This window comes from Acetobacter sp. AC2005 (genome assembly GCF_037901235.1).
In the GTDB taxonomy this organism is placed as follows: Bacteria; Pseudomonadota; Alphaproteobacteria; order Acetobacterales; family Acetobacteraceae; genus Acetobacter; species Acetobacter oryzoeni.
Genome location: NZ_CP149625.1, coordinates 2,011,807 through 2,035,771 on the forward strand (window position 1 = coordinate 2,011,807; position 23,965 = coordinate 2,035,771).

Genomic DNA, 23,965 nt, shown 5'->3' on the forward strand with positions numbered 1-23,965 from the left:
TTTCGGTTCAGACTGGCGCCCTTATGCGCCGCAGCCGGATATTTTGCTTATTGGTGCCCGATCTGGTCTGGAAATTGCGCTTGCGTTGTGGGCCAATACGGCTGTGCACGTTTATGTTGTTGAAAGCTGCGCATCTCATAGAGAAACTATTGAGAGCCTGTTCCCTGACAGAGTGCATTGTTTTGCCAGTGTTCACGAATTTCTGGCTAGTAAGAAAGGCATAAAACTCAGCGGCGTGCGGGTGGATGTCGCCTATTTCGACGCTGATGAGGTAACTGCCGTTCTGGAAAACACAGATGTCCAGCACATCTGCTGTGAAATGAATGAAGACCAGCAGGATCCTCTGGCGCTATATCGGTTTTGTCAGAGCCATGTGGGCAGTTTTTATTTATATATGTTCAACGGGCGATATGGCACTGCGGGCAGGCGCATGGATCCCGGCGTTCCCGAAGTCTCTGTTGTGGTGGCGGCGTATGGGGTGGAAGCTTATCTGGACGAATGTGTTCAGTCCCTCGTTTCACAGACCATGAAAAACCTTGAGATCATTATCGTTGATGATGGCTCGAAAGATCGCACAGGTATTCTGGCAGATGAATGGCAGAAGCGTTTTCCTCAAAACGTAAGAGTTATACACAAGGAGAATGGTGGCTGCGCATCTGCGCGTAATGCCGGGCTTTTGGCCGCCAGAGGTGAGTATGTTGCCTTTGTGGATGGAGATGACTGGGTTGAACCACCCATGTATGAAGATCTTTATCGTGCGGCAGCCTTGCGTAACGCAGAGATCGGACAGTGCGGTTTTTATGAGTTCTACAGGAAAGATAAAAAAATACTGCACCCGACCGCTTATGGTGCAGATGGTCCAAATGGCACGACCGGCCTGGTGATTGATCCGCAGGATTATCTGACCCTGATGCCTTCAATCTGGCGGCGGATATATAAAAGGTCATATCTCAAACAGTATGGCATCCAATTTCCTGCGCATATTCGTCGGCATGATGATCTGCCATTCGCTTTCCTGACCATTTCCAGAGCAAGACGCATCAGCGTAATTCCTGACTGTTATTATGCTTATCGCCTCAATCGTCCAGGGCAGGATGTTTCTGCTACCGATAGACGGATGTTCATTCATTTCGAGATTTTCTCTTGGCTCTACAGTCAGGTTCGTCCGTGGGCGTCCGCCAGAATCACGGAGCAGATGAAACGGGTTGAAATCGGCACGCATGCATGGATATTGAGCCGCCTGGATCAGCCTTTACGCTCTGAGTATCTGCAAACTGCACTAGCAGGCATTGAGAAACGATATAATGGTTATGATGTTGGGTTTAACTGGAAAGCCCATCTCCAGAAAGCAGCGGAGAATAAAGAGGCTATTGAGTCATAACCCAAGAACGTAATTCATTATTTTCAGGATAGTTTCCTGGTTTTCAGGGGGCTTTGCACGAATATTTTCCATATTTGTGCAAAGCCCTTTTTTTCTTTCTATAAATGCAGACTTCTTTTCTGGAATGACAGCAATGCTGCCTTTGGAAATCTCTTTGATAGCTTGCGGAATATTCAGATTATCAGCTTTCATGACAGGCCATAGACTGCCCATTGCCGTAATGCCCGCATGTTTGATCTTATAGTAATCATTCTCATACAGAGCTACGCCACCAATTCCCATCATCGAATAGAAAAAGTGGACGTGATATCTTGATGTGAAAACAAAACTATCAGGGTGATATGGCAACCCTTTTTCCAACATGGAAAATGTGGAGACAAATTCTACATATATTCCATATCGGTAAGCTTTTTCCAGAAAGCTGCGATCTAACTGGTGAATGTCTTCTGGAGCTGCTTCAAATATGAGAATTTTTCCAAAACCGGCTTTTTTCATGGCCGTTAGTGCTTCATCGGTAAAAAAACCACCAATGACACTTAATCCTGAAAAAAGATGATTCTGTAAGGATAAACCGATAAATGGCTGGCTGTAATGAAAGCTATAAACAGATTCATCGCCCGCAAAATAGAGAATAGCATCGTCTCCGGTACAGGTGGGAGATCCTGATACTTCTTCCGAATACTGCTCTCTTGTATCTATTTTTTCGAGACTTCCGAATAGTGTCCTGAGCTCATCGTGTTCAGTTTGTAAGGCGGGAAGGAGCCCTTGGCCTGTTGCAATAACGGGAACTTTCAGTTTCCAACCGGCAAAACGGGCCAGTCCCAAAAGTGCATAATTTATGGGCCAGAGAGCATTAATATACCCTCCACCAACAAAATGTATGGATTCTATATTGGTTTCTTCAAAAGGCTTTAGAACCAGATTAATATCCTCAAAGGTTATGCTTCCCTTGTTGGAGTAGATGGTTTTTAGGTCAGTCAAAGCCTGCCAGAGACTCAGATGCAGAGGGGCGGACTGAACATCGCTACCCAGATCAAAGGTCAGGCAAGGGTTTCTGAAACCATCGCAGATCAAACGGCCTTCAAACTGTGCCCGATAATAAAGTGTCCATATCTTCAGGATAGCTTCGTCCCCAAAATTGGGGCCACCAATAGCTCCAATGAGATATCTCTCTGTATCCACGTTTTCGCCTTTGGTTTTTGCAAACATTCTTTTCATCTTCTAACAGGCTGTTTCAAAAGTGTCTAAATTATCCAAAAACGTGTGTCGTAATTAAAGGTTTCTGTAAGTTTTTGCTTACGTGAAGGCAGGAATGTTACCCGTCGCACGGGGGAGCGGCTGATGTGCCGGATGGGACTGAAGGCGTTATGCGTGGCAAGGATGTCAGAACCTCCTGGCCTGATCTGCAACGCCCGTGTCCACAAGATATAGCGCAGTGCCAATTCTATGAGCCAGATATGCTGCCGCCTCGTTCGTAGGGTAGGGCATTCAGGGGCGCGGTGGCCCGCGCTCCTGAATAATCTTTCTGGCAAACTGATGATTTGAGGAGGGCCTCTAAACTCAGTCAGTCTACTTTTTAGCAGCCGTAGTAAACAGAGCCGAAATTGCATCTTGCGCTTCGGTCTGAATGGTTTTGAGATGTGCTTCGCTCTTGAAGCTTTCAGCGTAGATTTTATAGACGTTTTCAGTGCCTGATGGACGAGCCGCAAACCAGCCATCCTTGGCCGAAACCTTTAGGCCGCCAATGGCCGCCCCATTGCCGGGAGCGTTCGTCAGGGTGCTGATGATTGGTTCACCCGCCAGTTCGGTCATGCCAATTTGCTCAGGAGACAGGTTTTTCAGGATAGCCTTCTGCTCAGGATCTGCTGGCGCATCAATACGCGCGTAATATGGTGTGCCGAGGCGTTTGGTCATGTCCTCATATGCAGCACCGGGGTTGCGTTTGGTGCGGGCTGTCATTTCGGCTGCCAATAGGCCGAGGATGATGCCGTCTTTGTCTGTGCTCCATACTGTGCCATCGCGGCGCAGGAAGGATGCGCCTGCACTTTCTTCTCCACCAAAGCCTAGCGTGCCGTGGTACAGACCATCCACAAACCATTTGAACCCAACAGGAACTTCTACCAGTTTGCGGTTAATTTCCTTGGCTACACGGTCAATCATGCTGCTGCTTACCACCGTCTTGCCCACGCCTGCATTGGCGTTCCAGTTTTCGCGGTTGCTGAACAGGTATTCAATCGCGACAGCCAGATAGTGGTTGGGGTTCATGAGCCCGTATTTGCCTGATACAATGCCGTGGCGGTCTGCATCCGTGTCATTCGCAAAGGCGATGTCGAACTTGTCCTTCATTTCAACCAGACGCGCCATGGCGTAGGGGGAGGAGCAATCCATGCGGATTTTTCCATCCCAGTCAGCGGTCATGAAACGGAAAGTCGGGTCTACTTCCTTGCTGACGATCGTGGCGTTGATACCGTATTTATCGATAATCGGCTGCCAATAATCCACTGCGGCGCCGCCTAGCGGGTCAATGCCGATAGAGATGCCGGATTCACGGATAACATCCATATCCACTACAGATGCCAGATCATCCACATATGGCGTAATATAGTCATGGCGCTTTGTGGTAGGTGCCTTTAACGCCTCTTCAAGGCTAATGCGCTTTACGCCTTCCATGTTCTTGGCCATGTAGGCGTTGGCTGCGGCTTCCACTACCTTGGTAATATCGGTATCCGCTGGGCCACCATGGGGGGGATTGTACTTATAGCCGCCATCTTCGGGAGGGTTGTGGGATGGTGTAATCACTACGCCATCGGCCAGATCGCTGCTACGGTTGCGATTATAGGTCAGGATTGCGTGTGAGATGACAGGCGTGGGGGTGTAGCCATCCTGCGCATCAATGCGAACTTCCACACCATTGGCCGCAAATACTTCCAGCGCAGATTTCAGCGCAGGACGAGAGAGGGCATGAGTATCAATGCCGATGAACAGCGGCCCGGTAATACCTGCATTTTTGCGGTAGTCGGCAATAGCCTGACTGATCGACAAAATGTGGTTTTCGTTAAAGCTGGTGCTCAGCGAGGATCCACGGTGCCCCGATGTGCCAAATGCCACGCGCTGTGTTGCAATGGCAGGATCGGGCTTGCGGGTATAATAGGTATCCAGCAGGGTATCTATATTAACTAGGCGGGCTGGATCGACCGGCTTACCGGCAAATGGGCTTATGCTGGGCATTGAGTGCTCCCAAAATACGATACGAATAAAGTATATATTCTATAAATTCTTACAGGTGGATACAGGCAGCGTCCACCCGCAAACTATTCCTGCATGGCAGAGCCAGATTAGGCGGAGAAAAGGAAGGTCTCTGGTTAGAATATTTGTGTCCGAAGTATGGCAGCGATATTGGAATATATGAGGGTTTATTCGTGTGTATTACATAAAAACAAACAAAAAATCTTCAGGATGATATAATTTCAATATTAAAATCAAATTCTTAAATATAGTGTGCTGTTATGTGTGCAATATTTTTTACCCGGTTTGTGTTTTGCATGAGTGTCTTTTTTATTCATTATCTTAATAAAAATTACAAAAAATATAAAACAAATTCTATTAATTTATGTAATGATTTTATGGTTTATATATTTTAAATTATTGATAACAATATAATTTTCATGATTAGGGCCTGTTAGATCTTGAATTTCTTCCCATATTGTAGGGATGGAAGAAGGAGACAGAACAGGCACCTTTACGGACGAGACATGGGCGATCTGGGAACCTCTGATTGAGGAGGTTCGCCCGAGGGGCAAGACGCCGCCACATGATCTGCGGCGGACGATAGCAGCGATTTTCTGGCGTCATGAGAATGGCGCGAAATGGCGGAGTATCCCCGCTGAACTGGGTCCGTGGTGGCGGGCTGCGCAGCTTTTCATCCGCTGGGCGAAGCTCGGCGTATGGGAGCGGCTGCTCGCACTGGTTCAGGAACAACAGGGAGTGGCATTCGGAATGACTTTTCTGGATGGCACGAACATCAGGGCTCACCACAAAGCGGCGGGAGCCCAAAAAAAGGGGCCTCTTTCGAAGAGCGAGACCATCGTGAAGCACTTGGCCGCTCTCGCGGCGGCTATGGCACAAAAGTCTGCGTGATCGCTGATGGACATGGAAAAGCCTTCGGTTTTGCGCTGGCCCCTGGACAGGCTCATGAACTGCCTCTGGCACCAGCCATGCTCGACAGCCTTCCCGCCACTCCCCTGTGGGTAGTAGCGGACAAGGGTTACGCGTCGAATGCCTTTCGTGAACGGATATGGGACATGGGAGCACGGCCAGCCATTCCCGCGAAACGACGCGATGGCCCGGTCGCCTGCCCCAAATGGGCCTATCGGTGTCGGCATCTCGTTGAGAACCTCTGGGCTCGCCTCAAGGAGTGGCGCGCTGTCGCAACCAGATATGAAAAAACAGCAACGTCGTTCCTCGCCGTCATCCACATCGCTGCCGCAGCAGACTGGATCAAGCTCTAACAGGCCCTAAGGTTCATAGGTATATACACTTGTCTTGCGGCATGGTCTGTGATGCCAGCCGCAAAATAGGAGGCGAGTTACTATGCCAAAATCAGTAGTTAATCCCGAATTCCTTCCCATTCTTGAGAAAATGCCATCTTTTGATGGTCTTTCGTCGCTTTCACTGCCAGAAGTGCGAGAAGTTTTTCTAACATCTGTGCGCCTTATAGAAGGTCGGCCTCTGCCAGATGTTATCACGCGGGAAGAATACGTACCGGGGTTGAACAATGCCCCAGATGTGCGTGTGGTTGTTTATACGCCGCGTGAAGTGCAGCCCAATGCGCCTGCCATGGTTTATATTCATGGTGGCGGTCTTGTTTCTGGCCATCCAGAAGTGGATGACCCCAAATGCCAAAAGCTGGCCAGTGATCTGGGATTTCAGATTTTCTCGGTAGATTATCGGCTGGCGCCTGAGGTCAAATATCCCGGTGCGATTGAAGACTGTTACGCAGTGCTGAAATGGGTGCATGAAAACGCCAGTAAACTTGGCATTTCGCGTGATAAGGTTGTTGTTGCGGGTGAAAGTGCAGGTGGTGGTTTAAGTGCAGCGCTGAGCCTGATGGCGCGTGACAAAAAAGAATACAAACTGGCGTTTCAGTTGCTTATTTACCCCATGCTGGATGATCGCACGGCAATAAACAGTGATCCGGGCGCCAATTTTGGCGAATTTGTCTGGACACGTTCTGCCAACAAATACGCATGGCAGGCTTATCTGGGTGATAAAGCGGGGGGCCCGCAAACGCCACCATATGCAGCAGCTGGCCGAGCAACTGATCTGGCAGGTTTGCCTCCCACTTTTATTGGTGTGGGATCAATGGATCTGTTTTTGAAAGAAGACCTTGATTACGCAACCCGCCTGATGGCAGCGGCCGTGCCAACGGAAGTTATGGTGGTGCCGGGGGCGTATCATGTGTTTGATATGTATGTGCCAGATGCCGAACTTTCCCGTAGGTTTATGGATGCCTACTGTGCAGCACTTAAACGCACATTGAATCTGTAATACCAACAGTGCCTGACAGGTTGTTTAGCCTGTCAGGCTGTGGTGTTAGCTTTACCCACCACTTCTGCATGAAGCCATTTCTCGGGTGGAAACTGCTTCCGATGCAGCCTTGCGAAGCTGCAAGGCACAACTTTGCGCAGAAATAATCATTCTTTGTGCGCTAGGGCCTGTTAGATCTTGAATTTCTTCCCATATTGTAGGGATGGAAGAAGGAGACAGAACAGGCACCTTTACGGACGAGACATGGGCGATCTGGGAACCTCTGATTGAGGAGGTTCGCCCGAGGGGCAAGACGCCGCCACATGATCTGCGGCGGACGATAGCAGCGATTTTCTGGCGTCATGAGAATGGCGCGAAATGGCGGAGTATCCCCGCTGAACTGGGTCCGTGGTGGCGGGCTGCGCAGCTTTTCATCCGCTGGGCGAAGCTCGGCGTATGGGAGCGGCTGCTCGCACTGGTTCAGGAACAACAGGGAGTGGCATTCGGAATGACTTTTCTGGATGGCACGAACATCAGGGCTCACCACAAAGCGGCGGGAGCCCAAAAAAAGGGGCCTCTTTCGAAGAGCGAGACCATCGTGAAGCACTTGGCCGCTCTCGCGGCGGCTATGGCACAAAAGTCTGCGTGATCGCTGATGGACATGGAAAAGCCTTCGGTTTTGCGCTGGCCCCTGGACAGGCTCATGAACTGCCTCTGGCACCAGCCATGCTCGACAGCCTTCCCGCCACTCCCCTGTGGGTAGTAGCGGACAAGGGTTACGCGTCGAATGCCTTTCGTGAACGGATATGGGACATGGGAGCACGGCCAGCCATTCCCGCGAAACGACGCGATGGCCCGGTCGCCTGCCCCAAATGGGCCTATCGGTGTCGGCATCTCGTTGAGAACCTCTGGGCTCGCCTCAAGGAGTGGCGCGCTGTCGCAACCAGATATGAAAAAACAGCAACGTCGTTCCTCGCCGTCATCCACATCGCTGCCGCAGCAGACTGGATCAAGCTCTAACAGGCCCTAGCAGAAAAGGGCAGCCTGCCTCCGCTTTTGCCTGCTGCAATAAGTGCAAGATCCTTATACGCATCTACAAAAATATTTTGTGCAACACTGCCAATATCCTCACAGCCGCCTAAATCTGTTGGCTGGAACATGTTTTTTGCGCGAAAACAAAGCAGAGAGATCTTTTTTCCGGCTGAATAAGATGAGGCAGCATTGACACCATTATTGGAGAGATAGGCTTGTACATCATCTATGCCTGATGGGGATGAGGCATAATCAACGTAAAAATCTTCCCCTGTTTGAGAAACAGAAAGAACCTTCCCGGTAATATAGATGGGCTTGTCCATAGGAAAATCTGTGGCCGCCGTAGAGGAATGAGACTTCCAGTGTGCCCAATAGGCTTGAGCCGTTACGGGTGTTGGGCGCGGAAAAACAGGAGCCCAATTTATAAGGCTTTTGCCGCCGCTTAGAAATGTTTTGATATCATTGGTCAGTAAAATGGATGCGGCATCAACATAAGGATAGGCATCATCAACAGTCTGCGGCGCAGAAGAGGCCATAACTGGTGTTGCCCATATCAGCATGGCAACCAGAAGTAACTTTTTCAAATTCATCTCCCTTCTTTGTCCGCAATTATATCTTCGGAGAGAAGAAGAGGGAGCCCCGGTCTACATTTTGGTGGCAGGTGGTTTTGGGCCACCTGCCTGCGCAATTTTCACGAATGTGCGGCAATAACGGTTTTTGCCAGAGATTCAATATCAGAGGCTTCTACGCCCTCTGGGTTGCGCTCTGCTTTTTTGGCTACTTCGCGTTCGACTTCACCAGCCTTTACGCCGCCTTTCAGCACATAGTTTGCAAGTTCGCGCACTTCTTCCTTGGTTGCCAGCTTGGGCTGCTTAAGGGCGCGTTCTGCCAGATGGAAAAGAGAGCTGGTTTCGTGCGGTACTTTATCAGTCATGGAAAATATCCTTTTTGCCTTGATGCTTAAACCTAAGCATTTGTTCATTCTACGAAATGGGGATACCTCCAGTATTCGGCTACGGGGGCAGGCCGGATGGCAGCTATGTGCTGCGCAGATTACATTCGTTAGTGCAGGAAAACTTTTATTCCGCTGGTGTTATTTTTGTTCGTACATCCGTAAGATACAGCAGAAACTGGCCCTAGCAGCACTGCCGAGGAATGGATGAGATATTTATGGTCAGGCATGCGTGCATGTCTGGATCGTGCTTTTGATATTTCTGGCCGAGGGTCCAGTATCCCCAAGGAGGTTGTGGCAGGCATTACCACCTTTGGGGCTATGGCCTATATTATGGCGGTTAACCCCAATATTCTGGCCTCTGCCGGCTTAGACCAGCATGCCATGGTTATCACCACAATAGCTTCTGCTGTTGTGGGGTCTTTCATTATGGCCGTGGGGGCCAATCTGCCTATCGCGCTGGCACCAGTTATGAGCAGCAACGTGGTGTTTGCCCAGATTGTTGTTGTGCGTATGGGGGTGCCACCGGCTCAGGCCTTTACCATGGTGTTGTTGGGTGGGCTTGGGTTTCTGTTCCTCTCCCTCACGCCGTGGCGGCGTAGAATTGTTGAAACATTCCCGCTTTCAGTCAAACAAGGTATTCATTTTGCTATTGGGGCCTTTGTGGCTCATATCGGCATTGTAAATGGGGGGTTGGTAACCAAGGGCGGGGAAGGGTTGGTATTCGGGCAACTGTCCAACCCCGTTGTGTTGTTGGCCCTGGCCGGGGTTTTTCTGGCCATGATGTTAAAATGGGCGCGTATACCTGCGGCCATTTTACTATCTGTTATTGCAGTAACCATTGCTGGGCTGTGGGTTGCGCACCCAGATGGCAGCAGGGTTACACAACTGCCAGCGCATTGGGTGGATTGGCCTTCCTACCCGTGGTTCATGTTATTCCCGTATGATTTTCATGGCCTGTTTGCCAATCTGTTTCTGGTTTTGCCCATAACGCTTTATTTCTTTTTGGGTGATTTTTTTGATGCCACGGGCACCATGATGGCCGTGATGCAGCGTTCTGGCCTGAAGGATAAGCAGGGGCAGCCTTTGCTGGCAAAATCGGCTTTTGTGGCAGATGCAACAGCCAGTGTTATTGGATCTGCTTTAGGCACGTCCACAGTTTCCGCGTATCTGGAATCTCTGGTGGGGGTAGAAGAGGGTGGACGCACGGGTCTGACAGCACTGGTGGTGGCCTGCCTGTTTGCTGTGTCCTCCATCTTGTGGCCGCTCATCATTTGTGTGCCTGCTGTGGCAACGGCACCGGCCCTTATTCTGGTGGGGTTGGGTATGTTGGGCAGCCTGCCGGATCTGAAATCTTTGGCTGTGCAGGAGCGGGTTATTCCGCTGTTTATGCTGCTTGTTACCGTGCTGACGGGTGATTTTATGGTCAGTCTGGCATTTGGTTTGCTGCTGCACACAGCCTTTGTGCTGACAACCCGCAAATGGGCGGAACTTACCCTGATGCTCTGCGGGCTAGACTGTGTGTTTATTTTGTATCTGGTGCTCTCATCCAGATTGGGTAACTAAAAAATAAAATAGGCCGCCATGGATATGACGGCCTGTGCTTGAGTGTATCAGAACCCGATAACGGCATCGCCACCAAAGGTGAACATGCCGTTGTTTCGGCCACCGTTAAAAGGCGTGGTGCCGTTAAGGGAACGATCAAACCGTATTTCCGGCCGCAACTGGAAGACGCGCACGTGGTGCCCCAAATCTGGATGATACACGACGTTTAAGGACAGATCTCCATACGTGGTGCCATGGCCAGATGGGCCGGCAACGGTTTCTCCACCCGTGCCAGCCAAGGCTTCCATATAGGAATTGTTGCCGCGGAAGGTGGCCACCATCATGTTGTTATTATCGCGGTAGATTTCCCCACGGTAATTGAAGGTGAACTCCTTGTTGATCTTGTAGCTGAGGAAGCTGACAAAACTTTCTGCATCAGCACCAGCAAACTGCCCACGCGCGCCAATGCCACGCACGCCTTCATCATGCAGATAGTTGAATTCTGCGGTAACAGAGAGCTTGTCGTTAATATCATAGGTGGCGTTAATATCGTTCCAGAAGCGTTGCGCATGATCTGCTTCATAATGTCCGACACTGCGCCATGAGTTTTCTGGCCCAACGCGGCTGAGCTCTACAATACGTAGTTTGCCATGTGCCAGATTGTTAAGGTTAAAGCCAAAATAGGCTGCAGGCATGTGGTTGTTATCGGAACTGCCAAAGGATGTCTGGTTGCCGGTATCAATCCCGAACGTTACATCCACCATGGGTGTTACGTGCCAGTTAAACATGGCGCCAATGTGCTCAAACGGTACAGAATATTCAGATGTATAGGCAAGCGTATAAAAGGCGCGGGATGTCGGGTCCAATCCTTCAACACCCATTGGGGCCTGAAGAATACCAACCTGCATATCCAGCCCACCTTTTGTCAGCCAAGGCAGATGGACATCTACATGCGCTTGGGCGGGAATAAGCTGGTAACGCGCCTTCCATTCCTGATCTGAAATACCCAGCACATGGTAGTATCTGGCATCGGAACCATACAGCCCCTCCAGCGTGAAGCCGATTTGATAGTCGTTCAGGCTGGAATCAATGGCTTTGGAGATGGTGAATTCAGCTTGGTTGAGCTGCACCTGGTTAGCATGATCAGCCAGAAAGTCGCCATAGTTATAGCCGGGGTTGGGGCGGGCCGGGTTGGCCATGATACCGCCTTCAATCTGCCCCGTAAGGGTAATATCAGACAGCCAGCGGCCCAAGCTGGAGCTGCTTGTTTTCAGGCTTGTAAAGGGCAGAACCTGCGCGTGTGCTGTTTTGTGCATGACAGGAAGCAACAGTGAAGATGCAGAAAAAAGCAAGAAAAGTTTTGTTTGTTTGGGAAGCGTCGTCATGGAGGGTATTTCCCCTTCAGCGCGGCAGGTTGTATGGCCAGATCACTGGGAAGTGTAGATAAAAACATTCCGAAAAAGAAATAACAAAGAAATGATATATGTTATCCGCTGATAGAGTGATTTTATGGGTTATAGTTTTTGCCGCATTTGTTGCCGTAGGTCGTTACAGCGCTTTGTATAATGTGCTGCCTTAAACGCAGTAATAAAGTTAATGAAAAATGCCGCCGCCAAGGAGAGGAACGAAAGTAATGTCAGTAACTCTCCTGATGTTCTGATTGGGTCATCGTAATGCAGGCCAGAATACCACAACAGGCTTATGCTCACGATTGCACCAATAAAGCCGAAAACACCTGTTGTTTTAATCATGGAATCTTCCACGGTTTCAAACTCTGATGTTTCACGCCACAGGTCAAAAAGCTGGCGGTCTATTTCCCCTACCGCGCCAGCATGGGCGGCTTTATCTTCTGTTGTCACTTTGTGTGGGTTCTTGCGGTAGATTTCCAGCTCCTGCCGTGCCTTGGAAAACACACGGCGGCGTTCCTTAATGGCGGGGATGCTGATATCCACAAAGCTGAGAATAGCAACATTCAAGCCAGCGGAAAGCTGGATGATAGCCTGAAAATCCCCCCAAGAAACAGCCATTACGTCCCCGTTTGTGGTAGATACTGGGGGTGTTTTAGCGTTTGAGGGGCTGGCTGAAAAAGGTATAGCCAGCATGTCTGCTATTCCGCGGCAGGAAACATGCTGGCTAAGTGTCTGTTATTTAAAGCGAGAAGTTACTTCTGCAATACGTGCGCCGTAAGCTGTTGCTGTATCCAGATCCCCGCTGGGAATTTCATCTACGCTGGCATCAGATGGGCTTTGCACCAGTAGGCCAGCGGCACCACCCAACACGTTGAGATCTGCTTTTGTAGCGGCTTTGGTGTTGGAAGGAAGCAGGTCAAGACTGATCCAGATTCCACCGTGTTGAGCCGCCAGAACCTGAAGCCATGCCATGGTGCAGCCTTTATCCCCCACCGGGCTGGCGCTGTTTGTAAAGCCGGCAAACAGCTTGTTCTGCCACCCACGATTAAACCAGATGCGGGATGTGGCATCTGCAAACTTTTTAAACTGCCAACTGGCATTGCCCATATAGGTGGGGGTGCCAAACACAATGGTTTTGGCTTTATCTAAAGCTTCCCAACTGCTTTCTGGCAGATCACCATTTTGATCAATTTCCAGCAGTGTGGCGTTGGCACCTTTGGCAACGTATTCTGCAACCCGGCGGGTATGACCAAACCCAGAATGATAAACCACCACAATATCAGACATCTATTTTACACCCTTGCAATCAAGCTGGTTAGAAAAAGCAACCACAATACAGATTGGCGGTTTTCCATTCCCTCGATAAGAGTGAATTTTGACAATTCATCTCACACTCTCAGAGTGAGATAAGAGTGTCTGTTATGCAGATATAAAAAACGCCGCAGGGTGAATGCGGCGTTTGTAGAGAAGATTAAATCTGTTCGATTGTTGAGAAATTGAAGTTTTCCCCTTTGGGGTTTTCTCCCAGCCTGATGCTGGTGGGCGAGGGCATGGAATAAGGCGGAACAGGCAAATTATACGGAGCCGGTGCGCCTTTATAAACGCGGCCTGCCAGATCAAACTTTGATCCGTGGCACGGGCAGCCATAACCGCCACATGTATCGGCCGTGTTGCCTGTAGGCTGGTTAAGGCCCGGCACGCAGCCCAAATGCGTGCAAATACCCACGTAAACGCCATATTCCGGCACAAGAGAGCGATGCCAGTTGCGGGCATAAGCAGGCTGCTGGTTTGCCGTGGACTCTGCATCCCGTAGTTTTTCGGCCAGAGCGTGGTCTTGCAGCAGAGCAATTTCTTCCGGCGTGCGGCGCATGATAAAGACAGGCTTGCCCTGCCAAACAACCGTCATCTGCTGGCCGGGAGTGAGCTTGGAAATATCAACATCCACAGGCAGATGGGCGGATGCACTGTCTTGCGGCTTCAGGCTTTGCACAAACGGAACAGCACAGGCTGCTAAGCCTGTAACTGTGCCAGCCGTGGTTACAATTCCCAAAAAGTCACGGCGTCCGGGGGCTTGTTCTGTTGCTGCGGTTTCTTCGGTTTCGCGTGTCATGCTGTTCGTGCTTTCCGTTTATCCGTGCGATTTCAGGTTTTTCCAGATTTTCCGCTTCCATGCGATAGCCAGAACAAGCAGAACAGCCAGATAAGCCAGAACCCCTTTGCCAATATGGTGGCGCTCATTACGGTGTGGATCTGCAGCCCAGACCAGGAAGGTGGTAATATCCTTGGCCTGCTGCTCCACAGTTGCCGGTGTGCCATCAGGGTATTGAATGGCACCGTTCATTAACGGTGGGGGCATGCCAATCATATGACCTTCTGCCCAATCATTATAGAACTTGCCCGGCACAATAGGGGCATCCGTCGGCGGGGGCATGCGGTAACCTGTTAGAAAGGCGTAAAGCCAATCTGCTCCACCGGGGTGCACAGCCGCCAAGCGAGATTGATCTGGCGGCGCAACCCCACCCATAACCGCAGCCGCTGCGGCATCATTAGGGAAGGGGGAGCGGAAGTGATCATCCGGCAAGCCGGGGCGCATGGTGGGCATGCCCGAGATGCCAACCGGGCCGGGAATCTGCTTGCTATGGGCAAGGTCTGTAATCGCCTGATCACTTAGCCCAATCCCTTCCAGATCCCGATATGTTAGGCTGCGCATGCCGTGGCAGCTGGCGCATACATGATCATACACCAAAAAGCCGCGCTGCAGGCTGGCTTTATCATATGTGCCGGTTGCGCCTTCAAAGCTCCATTTCTGATGCGGCGGGGCTTTATCTGGCGTGTTGGCCAGTGCGGGCATTGCAAGGGTAAACGCTGCCAGCAAGGAGCCTGCAAAAACATGCTTACGCATCAGGCATCTCCCTGTGAGGCAGCAATGGAGGAAGGGAGAGGGCGCGTTTTTTCCGTGCGGGAAACAAGGGGAAGGAACACAAGGAAATACCCAAAATAATAAAGCCCGGCCAAACGGGCGGCAATCAGCCAGCCACCTTGTGCGTGATGCTTACCCGCATCTGCCAGCACAATAAATGCACACACAACGCCTAAAAGCCCAATGCGGCATAGGGGGCGGAAACGCATGGAGCGCACGGGGGAGCGATCAAGCCACGGTAAAGCAAACAGAACCAGCAAAGAGCCTGCGGCGGCAACCAGCCCACCAAACTTGGATGGCACAGATTGCAGAAGCCCATAAAACGGCAGGAAATACCATTCTGGCTCAATGTCTGCCGGGGTGTGCATGGGGTCTGCCGGGGTGTAGTTGTCTGGCTCAATCAGCATGTTGGGCCAAAAGAACATCAGGGCTGCAAACACCATGGCGAACAGAATAAGCCCAACCAGATCCTTGCTGACATAGTAAGGATAGAAAGGCACCGTATCCTTGGGTGTGCGTGGTTCAACACCATTGGGGTTGTTGGAGCCTGAAACGTGCACGGCTGCCACGTGCATGCCCACAACACCCACAATCAGAAATGCCAGAACAAAGTGCAGCACAAAAAAGCGGTGGAGGAAGATGTCTCCCAGATGGTCGCTGCCTGTCATGATGTGTTCCAGCGTTGGGCCAATACCCGGTATGGCACCTACGGCTTTGGTAATTACATCCGCGCCCCAGTAAGACATCTGGCCCCATGGCAGCAGATAGCCTGCAAACGCAGTGGCCATAACCATTAGCATCAGCACAAGGCCGGTTAGCCACAGCAGTTCACGCGGGGCTTTGTAAGACCCGTAATAAAGCCCACGAAACAGATGCAGATACAGAGCCGCCAAAAACAGGTTGGCGCCTGTCATATGCATGGCACGTAAAAGCCACCCGCCAGAAAGCTGGCGTTCTATGGCTTCAACAGAAAGAAAAGCCCCTGCATCTGTGGGGGTATAGTTCATGGCAAGAAAAATGCCGCTTGCCAGCATCAGCCCCAGAACAAGTGTAAGAATAGCCCCAAAATTCCACCAGCCATTCAGATTGCGCGGCACACGGAAATCAACATATTCAGCCCGAAAGGCGGAAATGACCGGAAGGCGTCTGTTAATCCAGCCAGCCAGGCCAGAATAAGGTGGTGTGGAAGAAGCAGATGTTTGCTTCTGGTCGGGTATGCTCATGGTAAATCCATGTTGGCTGGCAGAAACAGGGGCAGGCAGTGCTCCGTGTTCCGCTGTGGCTGTAAGGAAAGGCAACGCATACCCAAAAGCGATATGCGGAATCCATGGCTCAGATGAGATATGAAGGGCATACAGGTTTAAAGTCGTTTCGTCTGCCTGCGTATGATGCAAAACGCACGTGCTTGGTGTTGTGCCATAAAAACCTGCCATAGATTGCTATCAGAATAACCAAGATTAAGGAGCAATAAGTTCCTTTTACCTGATCCAGATAGATGCGGCGGCATCATAACTTTGCCGAAACATTTGGGCAAGGTGGGTGCAGTTTTTAACAAACTGTGAAGGCATTTGCTCTTGCATAAGGCAAAATGCAGGGCCATCATACTTGTTATCACCCGCATGTTGTGGGTGTGATGTTCTCAGGGCAGGGTGAAAATCCCTACCGGCGGTAAGCAACGTATAGCGTTGTAAGCCCGCGAGCGCCCGCTTCTGGCGGGGTCAGCAGATCCGGTGCAATTCCGGGGCCGACGGTTACAGTCCGGATGGAAGAGAACAGAAAGACTGGTGCGTGATCGTGATTCGTTCAGAATTACGTGCGTGCAAGGCTATCTTATGCCCTGAGTCCGTCTGGTTTATGAGAACGCGGGCAGAAACAGGGTGAACAGCTTTTCACAGATTTCCCGACAGATCATGCCAGAACGCATTGGCGCGGCGTTTAACCTTGCCGTGGCTGAGGCGTGGAGCTTTGTAGGGCGTACCGCCCCCAACCCGCCGGTAGGGTGTGTGCTGCTGGATGCGCAAGGAGATGTGCTGATTGTGGCCGCACATCATCAGGCAGGCACCGCACATGCTGAAAGACTGGCCGTAGAGCAGGCGCGTGCTCTTGGGTTGGTGGAGCGGATTGATACCGCTGTTGTTACGCTGGAGCCCTGTAATCATACCGGTCGCACCCCCCCATGTACGGAAGCACTGCTTTCTACCCCTGTAAAAACTGTCTGGATTGGCTGTGCAGACCCTAACCCGCATGTGCAGGGCGGGGGCGCAGCCCGGCTGGAACGTGAAGGTATTACGGTTAACCGTTTGTGGCAGTGCATGAATGCTGCGGCCACATATGCGCGCTGCCGTGCGTTATTGGCCCCATTTGCCATGCGCATGACACACGGGCGGCCTTGGGTAACCGTTAAACAGGCGCTGGATAGCAAAGGCTCCATGGTGCCCCCAAAAGGGCAAAAAACCTTTACAACTCCGGCATCCCTCCGTCTGGCGCATACTTTGCGGCGTGTCACAGATGGTATTGTGACAGCCACAGGCACTGTATTGGCTGACCGGCCCACACTAACCGTGAGGCATGTTGAAGATCATCCTGAACGCCGCCGCCTGTTGGTGGTGTGTGGGCAGGAACAACATGCGCCGGCTGAGTGGCTAGCCAGCGTTTCCGCCACGTTTGATGTGCGCTTCTGCCCCGATATTGCGCAACTGCCAGATATTCTGGCGCAAAGCGATGCGCTGTGGGTGCTGGTAGAAGCTGGGCCAACTCTGCTTGAGGCCCTTAAAACCCATAATTTGTGGGATGATTGGCTGACCATTCGTCAGGATGCTTCAGGGCAGGATCATCTTGCTGTTTCAACCCAACATGATGTCACACCTCTTTCTCTTTTTCCCGAATGGGTGCGGTGTGCGCAGGAGCAGGTATGTTTTCCGGTATCATAGAATCTCTCGGTCATGTGGCTAAGGTGGAGCGCAGCCCCCAGTCTCTTATGCTGGAAGTGGAAACAGGGCTGCACGATGTGGCGGAGGGGGAAAGCATAGCCGTAAACGGTGTGTGCCTGACTGCTGTAGAGCCTTCAACAACCGGCCTTGTTCGCTTTTTTGTAAGCAGTGAGACACTGGACTGCACCACATTGGGCGTGCTTGAGGCTGGGGGCCGGGTTAATCTGGAACGGGCCGTTACGCCTGCTACGCGTCTTTCTGGCCATATTGTGCAAGGCCATGTGGATGCCGTGGCACGGTTTACAGAATGTACCCAGTTTGGTGATGCGCGGCGCGTGGTGTTTGAAGTGCCAGCCCAATTGCGGCGCTACATGGTGCCCAAAGGCTCTGTGGCACTTGCAGGCATTAGCCTGACGCTGAATGAAGTGGGTGAGCCAAACGGCGAGACCTTTCCCATCGAACTGATGATTATCCCGCACACATGGGAGCACACCACGCTCGGCACACTCAAAGTCGGTGATGCCGTGAATGTGGAAGTGGATATCATTGCCAAATATGTGGAGGCACAATGCCGGATCAAGTAAATACAGCAGCCCCTGTGGCAGCTAAGGCATCGGCAAGGCTTTTGCAGGCGGTAGAAGCCGTGCGTGCTGGCCGTATGGTCGTCATGGTGGATGATGAAGATCGTGAAAACGAAGGCGATCTGGTTATGGCCGCGGAGTTCATGACGCCTGAAGCCATGAACTTCATGATCACCCATGCCCGTGGCCTTGTGTGTCTGCCACTTACGCCTCAACAGGTGGATCGCCTCGGTCTGCCCATGATGGTGCGGCAAAGCGATAATACCGCCCAGTACGGTACGGCGTTTACAGTATCTATCGAGGCCAAAGAGGGCGTAAGCACCGGTATTTCTGCGCCAGATCGGTCACATACTGTGCGTGTAGCGGCATCAGAAAATGCAACACCTGCGGATATCGCCACGCCGGGCCATATCTTTCCGCTGCGCGCCGCCCCCGGTGGGGTGCTGGAGCGTATTGGCCATACGGAGGGTTCGATAGATCTGCTGCGTCTGGCCGGGTTAAAGCCAGCCGCTGTTATCTGCGAGATTCTGAATGAAGATGGCACCATGGCGCGCCGTCCTCAGTTGGAAGTCTTTGCTCGTCAGCATGATCTGCCGATTGTTTCTATTGCAGAGTTGGTGACGTGGATTAAAGCACATGGCCTGTCATCCTTGGCGACGCAGGCCGCTGAAGCAAATCCCGAAATTGCACCAGAACCAGCCGTGCCGGATCTGGCGCAGGCATCCTTACCCAGTGCTTACGGTGGGGATGATCTGGTGATTCATGCGTACCAGGATGAAAACGGCGTAGAGCATGTGGCCTTGGTAAAAGGTGATGTGCACCGCAAAGGCGCTGTGCCGCTGGTGCGCCTGCATTCTGAATGTGTGACGGGCGATGCCCTTGGTTCCCTGCGGTGCGATTGCGGTTCACAACTGCATGCGGCACTTCGGGCCATAGGGAAGGCGGAATGTGGCGTGCTGGTTTATGTGCGTGGGCATGAAGGGCGCGGCATCGGACTGGTCAACAAAATCCGTGCTTACGAGCTACAGGATGCCGGGCTGGATACGGTGGATGCCAACCATCGGCTGGGTTTTGCAACAGATGCCCGAGATTGGCGCGCAGCTTCGGGCATATTGCGCAGCCTTGGTGTGGGCGAACTGGATTTGCTGACGAATAACCCCGATAAAGTGCGCGCGCTGGAAGCTCGCGGGTTTATGGTGCGCCGCCGGATTGGGCTGGAAATTCCACCCACCGTGCATAATCGCGCCTATCTGGAAGCCAAGCGCCGGCGCATGGGGCACCATCTTGGGCAGTTTGTTGCCGCTGATGCCGAACCGGATGTGGTTGTCTGATTTTTAAATAAGCGAATGATTAAAGGTGTTTGACTGATGGGTACACGTTCTCCTGTTTCCTTGCCGGATCTTAAGGCACTTTCTCCTGCGCCGCGTCTGGCCATTATTGTCAGCCGGTTTAACGAAGTTGTAACGGGTGGCCTGCACGATGGTGCTATTGCGTGGCTGGCTGAACATAACATTACTGTGAAAGATGGTGATGTTTTTGCGGCTCCCGGTGCCTTTGAAATGCCACTTCTGGCACAGACACTTGCCAAAACAGGCAACTATGAAGGCGTTATCTGCCTTGGTTGCGTTGTAAAAGGGGATACAGCGCATTTTGAATTTATCAGCCTGGGCGCCACAATGGGCATTCTTCAGGCCTCTTTGGCCACAGAAACGCCTATCGCCTTTGGTGTGTTGACAACTTATACAGAAGAGCAGGCGCAGGTACGCTCTGCTGATGATATCCACAACAAAGGGCGCGAAACCGCTGCTGCGTGTGTGGAATCCTTGGCCTTACTGCGCCAGATCAAAGGCTGAAAAAATGGGTTGTGTTAGGCTGCACCAACCGAAAGTGTAAAAGCCAAGCCAGAAAAAGGATGGAGGAAGCATGAAGCGGGTCACTCTCATTGCCGGGATTTTCGGTTTGGGGTTGACCCTATGGATGCTGGCCCAGTTTGGAGTATCCTCCATTTTTTCTCTGGTTATGACAGGCGGTTGGGGCATTTTGGCTGCCATTGCTTTTCATAGTGTGCAGGTTTTTCTTTCTGCTTCCGCTTGGCGTACCATTGCAGGCCGCACTTTTGGCCCGGTTCTGCCGTTAAGGGCCTATTTTATGCTCCGCTGTGTGCGAGAGGGCATAAATAATCTGCTCCCCGTAGCGCAGGTTGGCGGGGAGGTTATGTCCTCCCGCCTGTTGGCCCGCCGTGGTTTGGGCCTGAAGCATGCGGCTGCCGCAACAATTTGCGATCTGACAATCGAGCTGCTCAGTCAGGTAGTATTTACCCTCAGCGGCTTGGTTATGCTGCTGTTTCTGGTCAAACGCTCCGCCGTGACAGACCGCCTGCTGGAAAGTGCATTGGTGCTTTTGGCCATAGGTGGCGGCGTATTTATCAGCCAGTGGCTTGGGGCCGTGGCTTTTATAGAAAAATTGCTGATCCGCATTGCCGCTCATTTAGGGTGGAGCGGTGTTGATGGTATTCGCGGCCTTAATAAGGAAGTGCTCGCGCTGTATAAATCAGGCCGCAACGCGGTTACAGGCCTGATATTGCAGTTTTGTGCATGGGCTTTAGGGGCTGTTGAGGTGTGGCTGATTCTGCACTTCATGGGGCATGGGTGCTCTCTTGCTACCGGATTTGTGATCGAAGGTGTGGGGGAAGCAGCTAAATCAGCCGGGTTTGCCGTGCCCGGTGCCCTTGGCGTATCAGAAGGGGGCTACATTATGGTTGGTAGCCTTTTTGGTATGCCGCCTGTTGTTGCCATTGCGCTTTCTCTCATCAAACGTTTGCGTGAAATTGCTTGGGGCTTGCCCTCTCTTATACTGTGGCAATGGCTTGAGCATTCGTGGCGCCCTTATGCCGAGCGCCTGCGTAAAATGCCCTTTTCCCGCACGGGTCTGTAAAAAGGAAAACAGAGCCCTGCTTACATCATCACTTGCTTCTGGCTGGGGGGTTGGGCAAACCATGACAGCCCTGTCTGCTTGGGCTGTGATTATTTTGGGATCCTGTCGTTCATCATGCTGTTTGCACCCATAGGTCGTTTCATTACGTTCTGCGCCCGCCATGCCTGGGCTGTTGTGGCGTTGTTTCTCGTGCTTTCGGGGGCAGGCGTTTACGCTGGCATGACCCGTCTGGGAGTAACGACAGATACCAGCAAAATGCTTTCCCCCCGTTTGGAGTGGAAGCAGCGTTCCGATGAAATGGGGCGTTTGTTCCCCCAGAAGGAAAATCTTCTGGTAGCTGTCATTCAGGCCAAAACGCCGGAAGAAGGGCAGGAAACAGCGCGGGAACTGGCTGCCAAGATAAGTGCTGATCATACACATTTTTCTTTTGCGCATAGGCCAGATGCCAACCCGTATTTGCTGCGCAATGGCCTGATGTTTCTGGAGCCACAGCCGCTTTCTCAGGTGTTGAATGATACCATTGCGGCGCAGCCATTCTTGGCGGCGTTGGCGCAGGATCCTTCAGCACGCGGTTTGTTTGGCGCGCTCTCCCTTATGGCGGAAGGCGTAAAACAAGATCAGGCCAATCTGTCTGGCTTTCAGGCACCTTTGTCTGGTTTTGCCAATACGCTGGAACAGGCTGTGGCAGGCCATGCCGAGGCTATGTCCTGGCAGCAGCTTTTGGGCGGCAAGCTTTCTGATCTGGCAGGTAACTATCAGTTTGTTATCACCAAGCCGATCTTGGATTACGGGTCCTTCCAGCCGGGTGGGGCTGCGGCAGATGCCATGCGGCAGGCTGTTAATTCTTTGGAATTTGTTAAAAATGGGCATGCCAAGGTTTATCTGACCGGGCAAGTGCAGCTGGATGACGAAGAATTTGCAACCGTGGCAGAAGGCATGGTGGCAGGGCTTCTGGGGTCTCTGGCGCTTGTTACTTTGTGGCTTACGCTTGCTGTCAGAACATGGCGTGTGGTGCTGCCTATTGTGGTTACGCTTGTTGTGGGGCTGTTGCTGACAACCGGTTTTGCTGCGGTGACCGTTGGTACGCTAAACCTGATTTCCGTGGCATTTGCTATTCTGTTTGTTGGCATTGCGGTGGATTTTGCCATTCAGTTTTCTGTCCGCTTTCGTGCCCAAACACCTACGCAGCCGGGTGAAGAAGGTGTTTTTGAAGCCCTGCGCCTGACGGGTGAAGAAACCGGACATCAGATTCTTGTGGCTGCTCTGGCAACGTCTGCCGGGTTTCTGGCCTTTACCCCTACAGCTTTTCTGGGCGTTGCGCAGCTTGGTCTTATTGCCGGTATTGGCATGCTGGTGGCCTTTATCTGCACCACCACGCTTTTGCCTGCGTTGCTGAAAATCTGCCACCCGCCGCTGAACTGCCCTAGCATGGGTTATGCGTTCATGAAGCCGGTGGATATTAAAATCCGCCATATGCGCAAGCTGCTTCTGGGCTTTTTTACGCTGGTGGCTTTGGTGGGTGTGGCTCTGGTGCCCAGCCTACAGTTTGATGGTGACCCTCTGCATACCAAAAATCCGAATTCGGAAGGAATGCGCGCCCTTAAACTGTTAATCAACAACCCGCAGACATCTCCTTACAGCGCAGAATTGCTGGTGCATTCTCTTGCTGATGCAGAAAAAGAAACCACGCGTCTTTCTGGTCTGCCAGATGTAAATGATGTGATGTGGCTGGGTTCCTTTGTGCCAACCCAACAGCAGCAGAAACTGGCTCTTATTCAGGATGCTGCTTCCATTCTGTTGCCAACGCTTATTGTGCCACAGCCCAAGGCTGCTCCTACAGCGGATGATCTGCGCAAATCAGCGCATGATACGTCTGTTGCTTTGGCCGGGGTGCTAGATAAATTGCCTGCGCAGGATCCGCTGCGCCGTATTCAGGCTGCTCTGGCCAAGCTGGCTGAAGCACCAGATGCCACAGTGCAGGGGGCTAATACCGCATTGGTTCGCTTCCTGCCGACAGAGCTCGATCAGCTGCGCACCATGCTTCAGGCAACACCTGTAAGCATTAAAGACGTGCCTGCTGAAATTGCAGATGATTACCTGCTGCCAGATGGTCGCGCCTTGGTGGAAGTGCACCCTAAGGGTGTGATGTCCAATTCTGGCGCGCTGCGTAAGTTTGTAGCCTCTTTGCAGAAAGTAGAGCCGCAAATGGCTGGCACCGCGGTTGATATTGTGGAAAGCGCACGTTCCATTGTGAAGGCGTTTGAGCAGGCAGCAGGCGCAGCTATTGTGATGATTGCCGTTATTCTCATGCTGGCTCTGCGCCGTGTTAAGGATATGGCGTTGGTGCTGGCACCGCTGCTGCTTTCAGCCTTGATGACGGTTATTCTGATTGTGCTGCTGCCCGAAACCCTGAACTTTGCCAATATTATCGCACTGCCTCTGTTGCTGGGGGTTGGGGTTTCCTTCAACATCTATTTCGTCATGAACTGGCGGGATGGCGTGAAGTATCCTCTGGCTTCTCCCACTGCGCGCGCTGTGTTGTTTTCCGCCCTTACAACAGGCACGGCCTTTGGCTCTCTGGCGCTTTCGCACCATCCGGGCACGGCGAGCATGGGGCGGTTGTTGCTGCTTTCTCTGGCCTGCACGCTGTTGGCCACGCTTGTGTTTGTGCCAGCACTGCTGCCCAAGCGGCCCATAGACGAGGCCTGATAAAAACAGTCCCCAAGAACTGGGTAACAAAAAAGCCTCCCGAAAA

Annotated in this window: 21 protein-coding genes and 1 riboswitch; of the genes, 11 read left to right on the forward strand and 10 right to left on the reverse strand. The window is 51.9% G+C overall.

The window, feature by feature from the left end; all coding sequences use genetic code 11:
• The first annotated feature begins 103 nt into the window (after positions 1-103).
• Positions 104-1,381: a glycosyltransferase gene (locus QQM41_RS09620; RefSeq protein ID WP_339076991.1), complete on the forward strand. Its 1,278-nt coding sequence runs from the start codon at positions 104-106 to the stop codon at positions 1,379-1,381.
• On the opposite strand, the gene QQM41_RS09625 is transcribed toward QQM41_RS09620, so the two are convergent.
• Positions 1,376-2,590, reverse strand: a complete 1,215-nt coding sequence (locus tag QQM41_RS09625; RefSeq protein ID WP_339076992.1) for a polysaccharide pyruvyl transferase family protein — start codon at positions 2,588-2,590, stop codon at positions 1,376-1,378. The two genes, QQM41_RS09620 and QQM41_RS09625, sit on opposite strands and share 6 nt — an antisense overlap.
• A gap of 360 nt (positions 2,591-2,950) precedes the next feature.
• On the reverse strand, positions 2,951-4,609 hold the full coding sequence (gene pgm / locus QQM41_RS09635) for a phosphoglucomutase (alpha-D-glucose-1,6-bisphosphate-dependent) (RefSeq protein WP_339076993.1): 1,659 nt from the start codon (positions 4,607-4,609) through the stop codon (positions 2,951-2,953).
• Positions 4,610-5,092: 483 nt separating this feature from the next.
• Here pgm and QQM41_RS09640 point away from each other — a divergent pair.
• From QQM41_RS09640 to QQM41_RS09650, 3 genes are all read left to right on the forward strand, one after another.
• Positions 5,093-5,889, forward strand: a protein-coding gene (locus tag QQM41_RS09640) for an IS5 family transposase (protein WP_339076994.1) whose coding sequence is annotated in 2 segments (ribosomal slippage) — positions 5,093-5,432 and positions 5,432-5,889 — 798 coding nt in all. Because the reading frame shifts where the segments join, the coding sequence is not laid out codon by codon here.
• A gap of 82 nt (positions 5,890-5,971) precedes the next feature.
• On the forward strand, positions 5,972-6,928 hold the full coding sequence (locus tag QQM41_RS09645) for an alpha/beta hydrolase (protein ID WP_003624578.1): 957 nt from the start codon (positions 5,972-5,974) through the stop codon (positions 6,926-6,928).
• Between the two features lie 202 nt (positions 6,929-7,130).
• Positions 7,131-7,927, forward strand: a protein-coding gene (locus QQM41_RS09650) for an IS5 family transposase (protein WP_339076994.1) whose coding sequence is annotated in 2 segments (ribosomal slippage) — positions 7,131-7,470 and positions 7,470-7,927 — 798 coding nt in all. Because the reading frame shifts where the segments join, the coding sequence is not laid out codon by codon here.
• On the opposite strand, the gene QQM41_RS09655 is transcribed toward QQM41_RS09650, so the two are convergent.
• Both QQM41_RS09655 and QQM41_RS09660 read right to left on the reverse strand, forming a co-directional pair.
• Positions 7,924-8,529, reverse strand: coding sequence for a hypothetical protein (locus QQM41_RS09655; RefSeq protein ID WP_339076995.1), 606 nt, complete (start codon positions 8,527-8,529; stop codon positions 7,924-7,926). The two genes, QQM41_RS09650 and QQM41_RS09655, sit on opposite strands and share 4 nt — an antisense overlap.
• 101 nt (positions 8,530-8,630) lie before the next feature.
• Positions 8,631-8,873, reverse strand: a complete 243-nt coding sequence (locus tag QQM41_RS09660) for a hypothetical protein (RefSeq protein ID WP_339076996.1) — start codon at positions 8,871-8,873, stop codon at positions 8,631-8,633.
• 225 nt (positions 8,874-9,098) lie between these two features.
• On the opposite strand from QQM41_RS09660, the gene QQM41_RS09665 reads away from it, so the two are divergent.
• Positions 9,099-10,457: an NCS2 family permease gene (locus QQM41_RS09665; protein WP_339076997.1), complete on the forward strand. Its 1,359-nt coding sequence runs from the start codon at positions 9,099-9,101 to the stop codon at positions 10,455-10,457.
• Between the two features lie 47 nt (positions 10,458-10,504).
• Here QQM41_RS09665 and QQM41_RS09670 read toward each other — a convergent pair whose 3' ends face one another.
• From QQM41_RS09670 to QQM41_RS09695, 6 genes are all read right to left on the reverse strand, one after another.
• Positions 10,505-11,821, reverse strand: coding sequence for an outer membrane beta-barrel protein (locus QQM41_RS09670; protein ID WP_339076998.1), 1,317 nt, complete (start codon positions 11,819-11,821; stop codon positions 10,505-10,507).
• Between the two features lie 129 nt (positions 11,822-11,950).
• Positions 11,951-12,538, reverse strand: coding sequence for a hypothetical protein (locus QQM41_RS09675; protein WP_339076999.1), 588 nt, complete (start codon positions 12,536-12,538; stop codon positions 11,951-11,953).
• 42 nt (positions 12,539-12,580) lie between these two features.
• A complete protein-coding gene (locus QQM41_RS09680) occupies positions 12,581-13,132 on the reverse strand; it encodes a flavodoxin family protein (RefSeq protein ID WP_050818272.1) in 552 nt (183 codons plus the stop codon).
• 184 nt (positions 13,133-13,316) lie between these two features.
• Positions 13,317-13,955, reverse strand: a complete 639-nt coding sequence (petA, locus tag QQM41_RS09685; protein ID WP_339077000.1) for a ubiquinol-cytochrome c reductase iron-sulfur subunit — start codon at positions 13,953-13,955, stop codon at positions 13,317-13,319.
• An 18-nt stretch (positions 13,956-13,973) separates the two neighbouring features.
• Positions 13,974-14,747, reverse strand: coding sequence for a cytochrome c1 (locus QQM41_RS09690; RefSeq protein WP_339077001.1), 774 nt, complete (start codon positions 14,745-14,747; stop codon positions 13,974-13,976).
• A complete protein-coding gene (locus QQM41_RS09695) occupies positions 14,747-15,988 on the reverse strand; it encodes a cytochrome b N-terminal domain-containing protein (protein ID WP_339078099.1) in 1,242 nt (413 codons plus the stop codon). The genes QQM41_RS09690 and QQM41_RS09695 overlap by 1 nt, the downstream gene beginning before the upstream one ends.
• Before the next feature lie 408 nt (positions 15,989-16,396).
• A riboswitch (FMN riboswitch) is annotated at positions 16,397-16,543 on the forward strand.
• 99 nt (positions 16,544-16,642) lie between these two features.
• Between QQM41_RS09695 and ribD the strand changes: the two genes are divergently transcribed.
• The 6 genes from ribD (at position 16,643) to QQM41_RS09725 (ending at position 23,919) form a co-directional block, all read left to right on the forward strand.
• Complete coding sequence (gene ribD / locus QQM41_RS09700) at positions 16,643-17,695, forward strand: bifunctional diaminohydroxyphosphoribosylaminopyrimidine deaminase/5-amino-6-(5-phosphoribosylamino)uracil reductase RibD (RefSeq protein WP_339077002.1); 1,053 nt, start codon at positions 16,643-16,645, stop codon at positions 17,693-17,695.
• Positions 17,677-18,279: a riboflavin synthase gene (locus QQM41_RS09705; RefSeq protein ID WP_339077003.1), complete on the forward strand. Its 603-nt coding sequence runs from the start codon at positions 17,677-17,679 to the stop codon at positions 18,277-18,279. Before ribD ends, QQM41_RS09705 begins: the two co-directional genes overlap by 19 nt.
• Positions 18,280-18,293: 14 nt before the next feature.
• Complete coding sequence (ribB, locus tag QQM41_RS09710; protein ID WP_339078100.1) at positions 18,294-19,607, forward strand: 3,4-dihydroxy-2-butanone-4-phosphate synthase; 1,314 nt, start codon at positions 18,294-18,296, stop codon at positions 19,605-19,607.
• A 36-nt stretch (positions 19,608-19,643) separates the two neighbouring features.
• Positions 19,644-20,129, forward strand: coding sequence for a 6,7-dimethyl-8-ribityllumazine synthase (gene ribH / locus QQM41_RS09715; protein ID WP_339077004.1), 486 nt, complete (start codon positions 19,644-19,646; stop codon positions 20,127-20,129).
• A gap of 70 nt (positions 20,130-20,199) precedes the next feature.
• Entirely contained in the window at positions 20,200-21,210 is a 1,011-nt protein-coding gene (locus tag QQM41_RS09720) for a lysylphosphatidylglycerol synthase domain-containing protein (protein WP_339077005.1), read from the forward strand.
• 114 nt (positions 21,211-21,324) lie between these two features.
• A complete protein-coding gene (locus tag QQM41_RS09725) occupies positions 21,325-23,919 on the forward strand; it encodes an MMPL family transporter (RefSeq protein ID WP_339077006.1) in 2,595 nt (864 codons plus the stop codon).
• Positions 23,920-23,965: the final 46 nt, after the last annotated feature.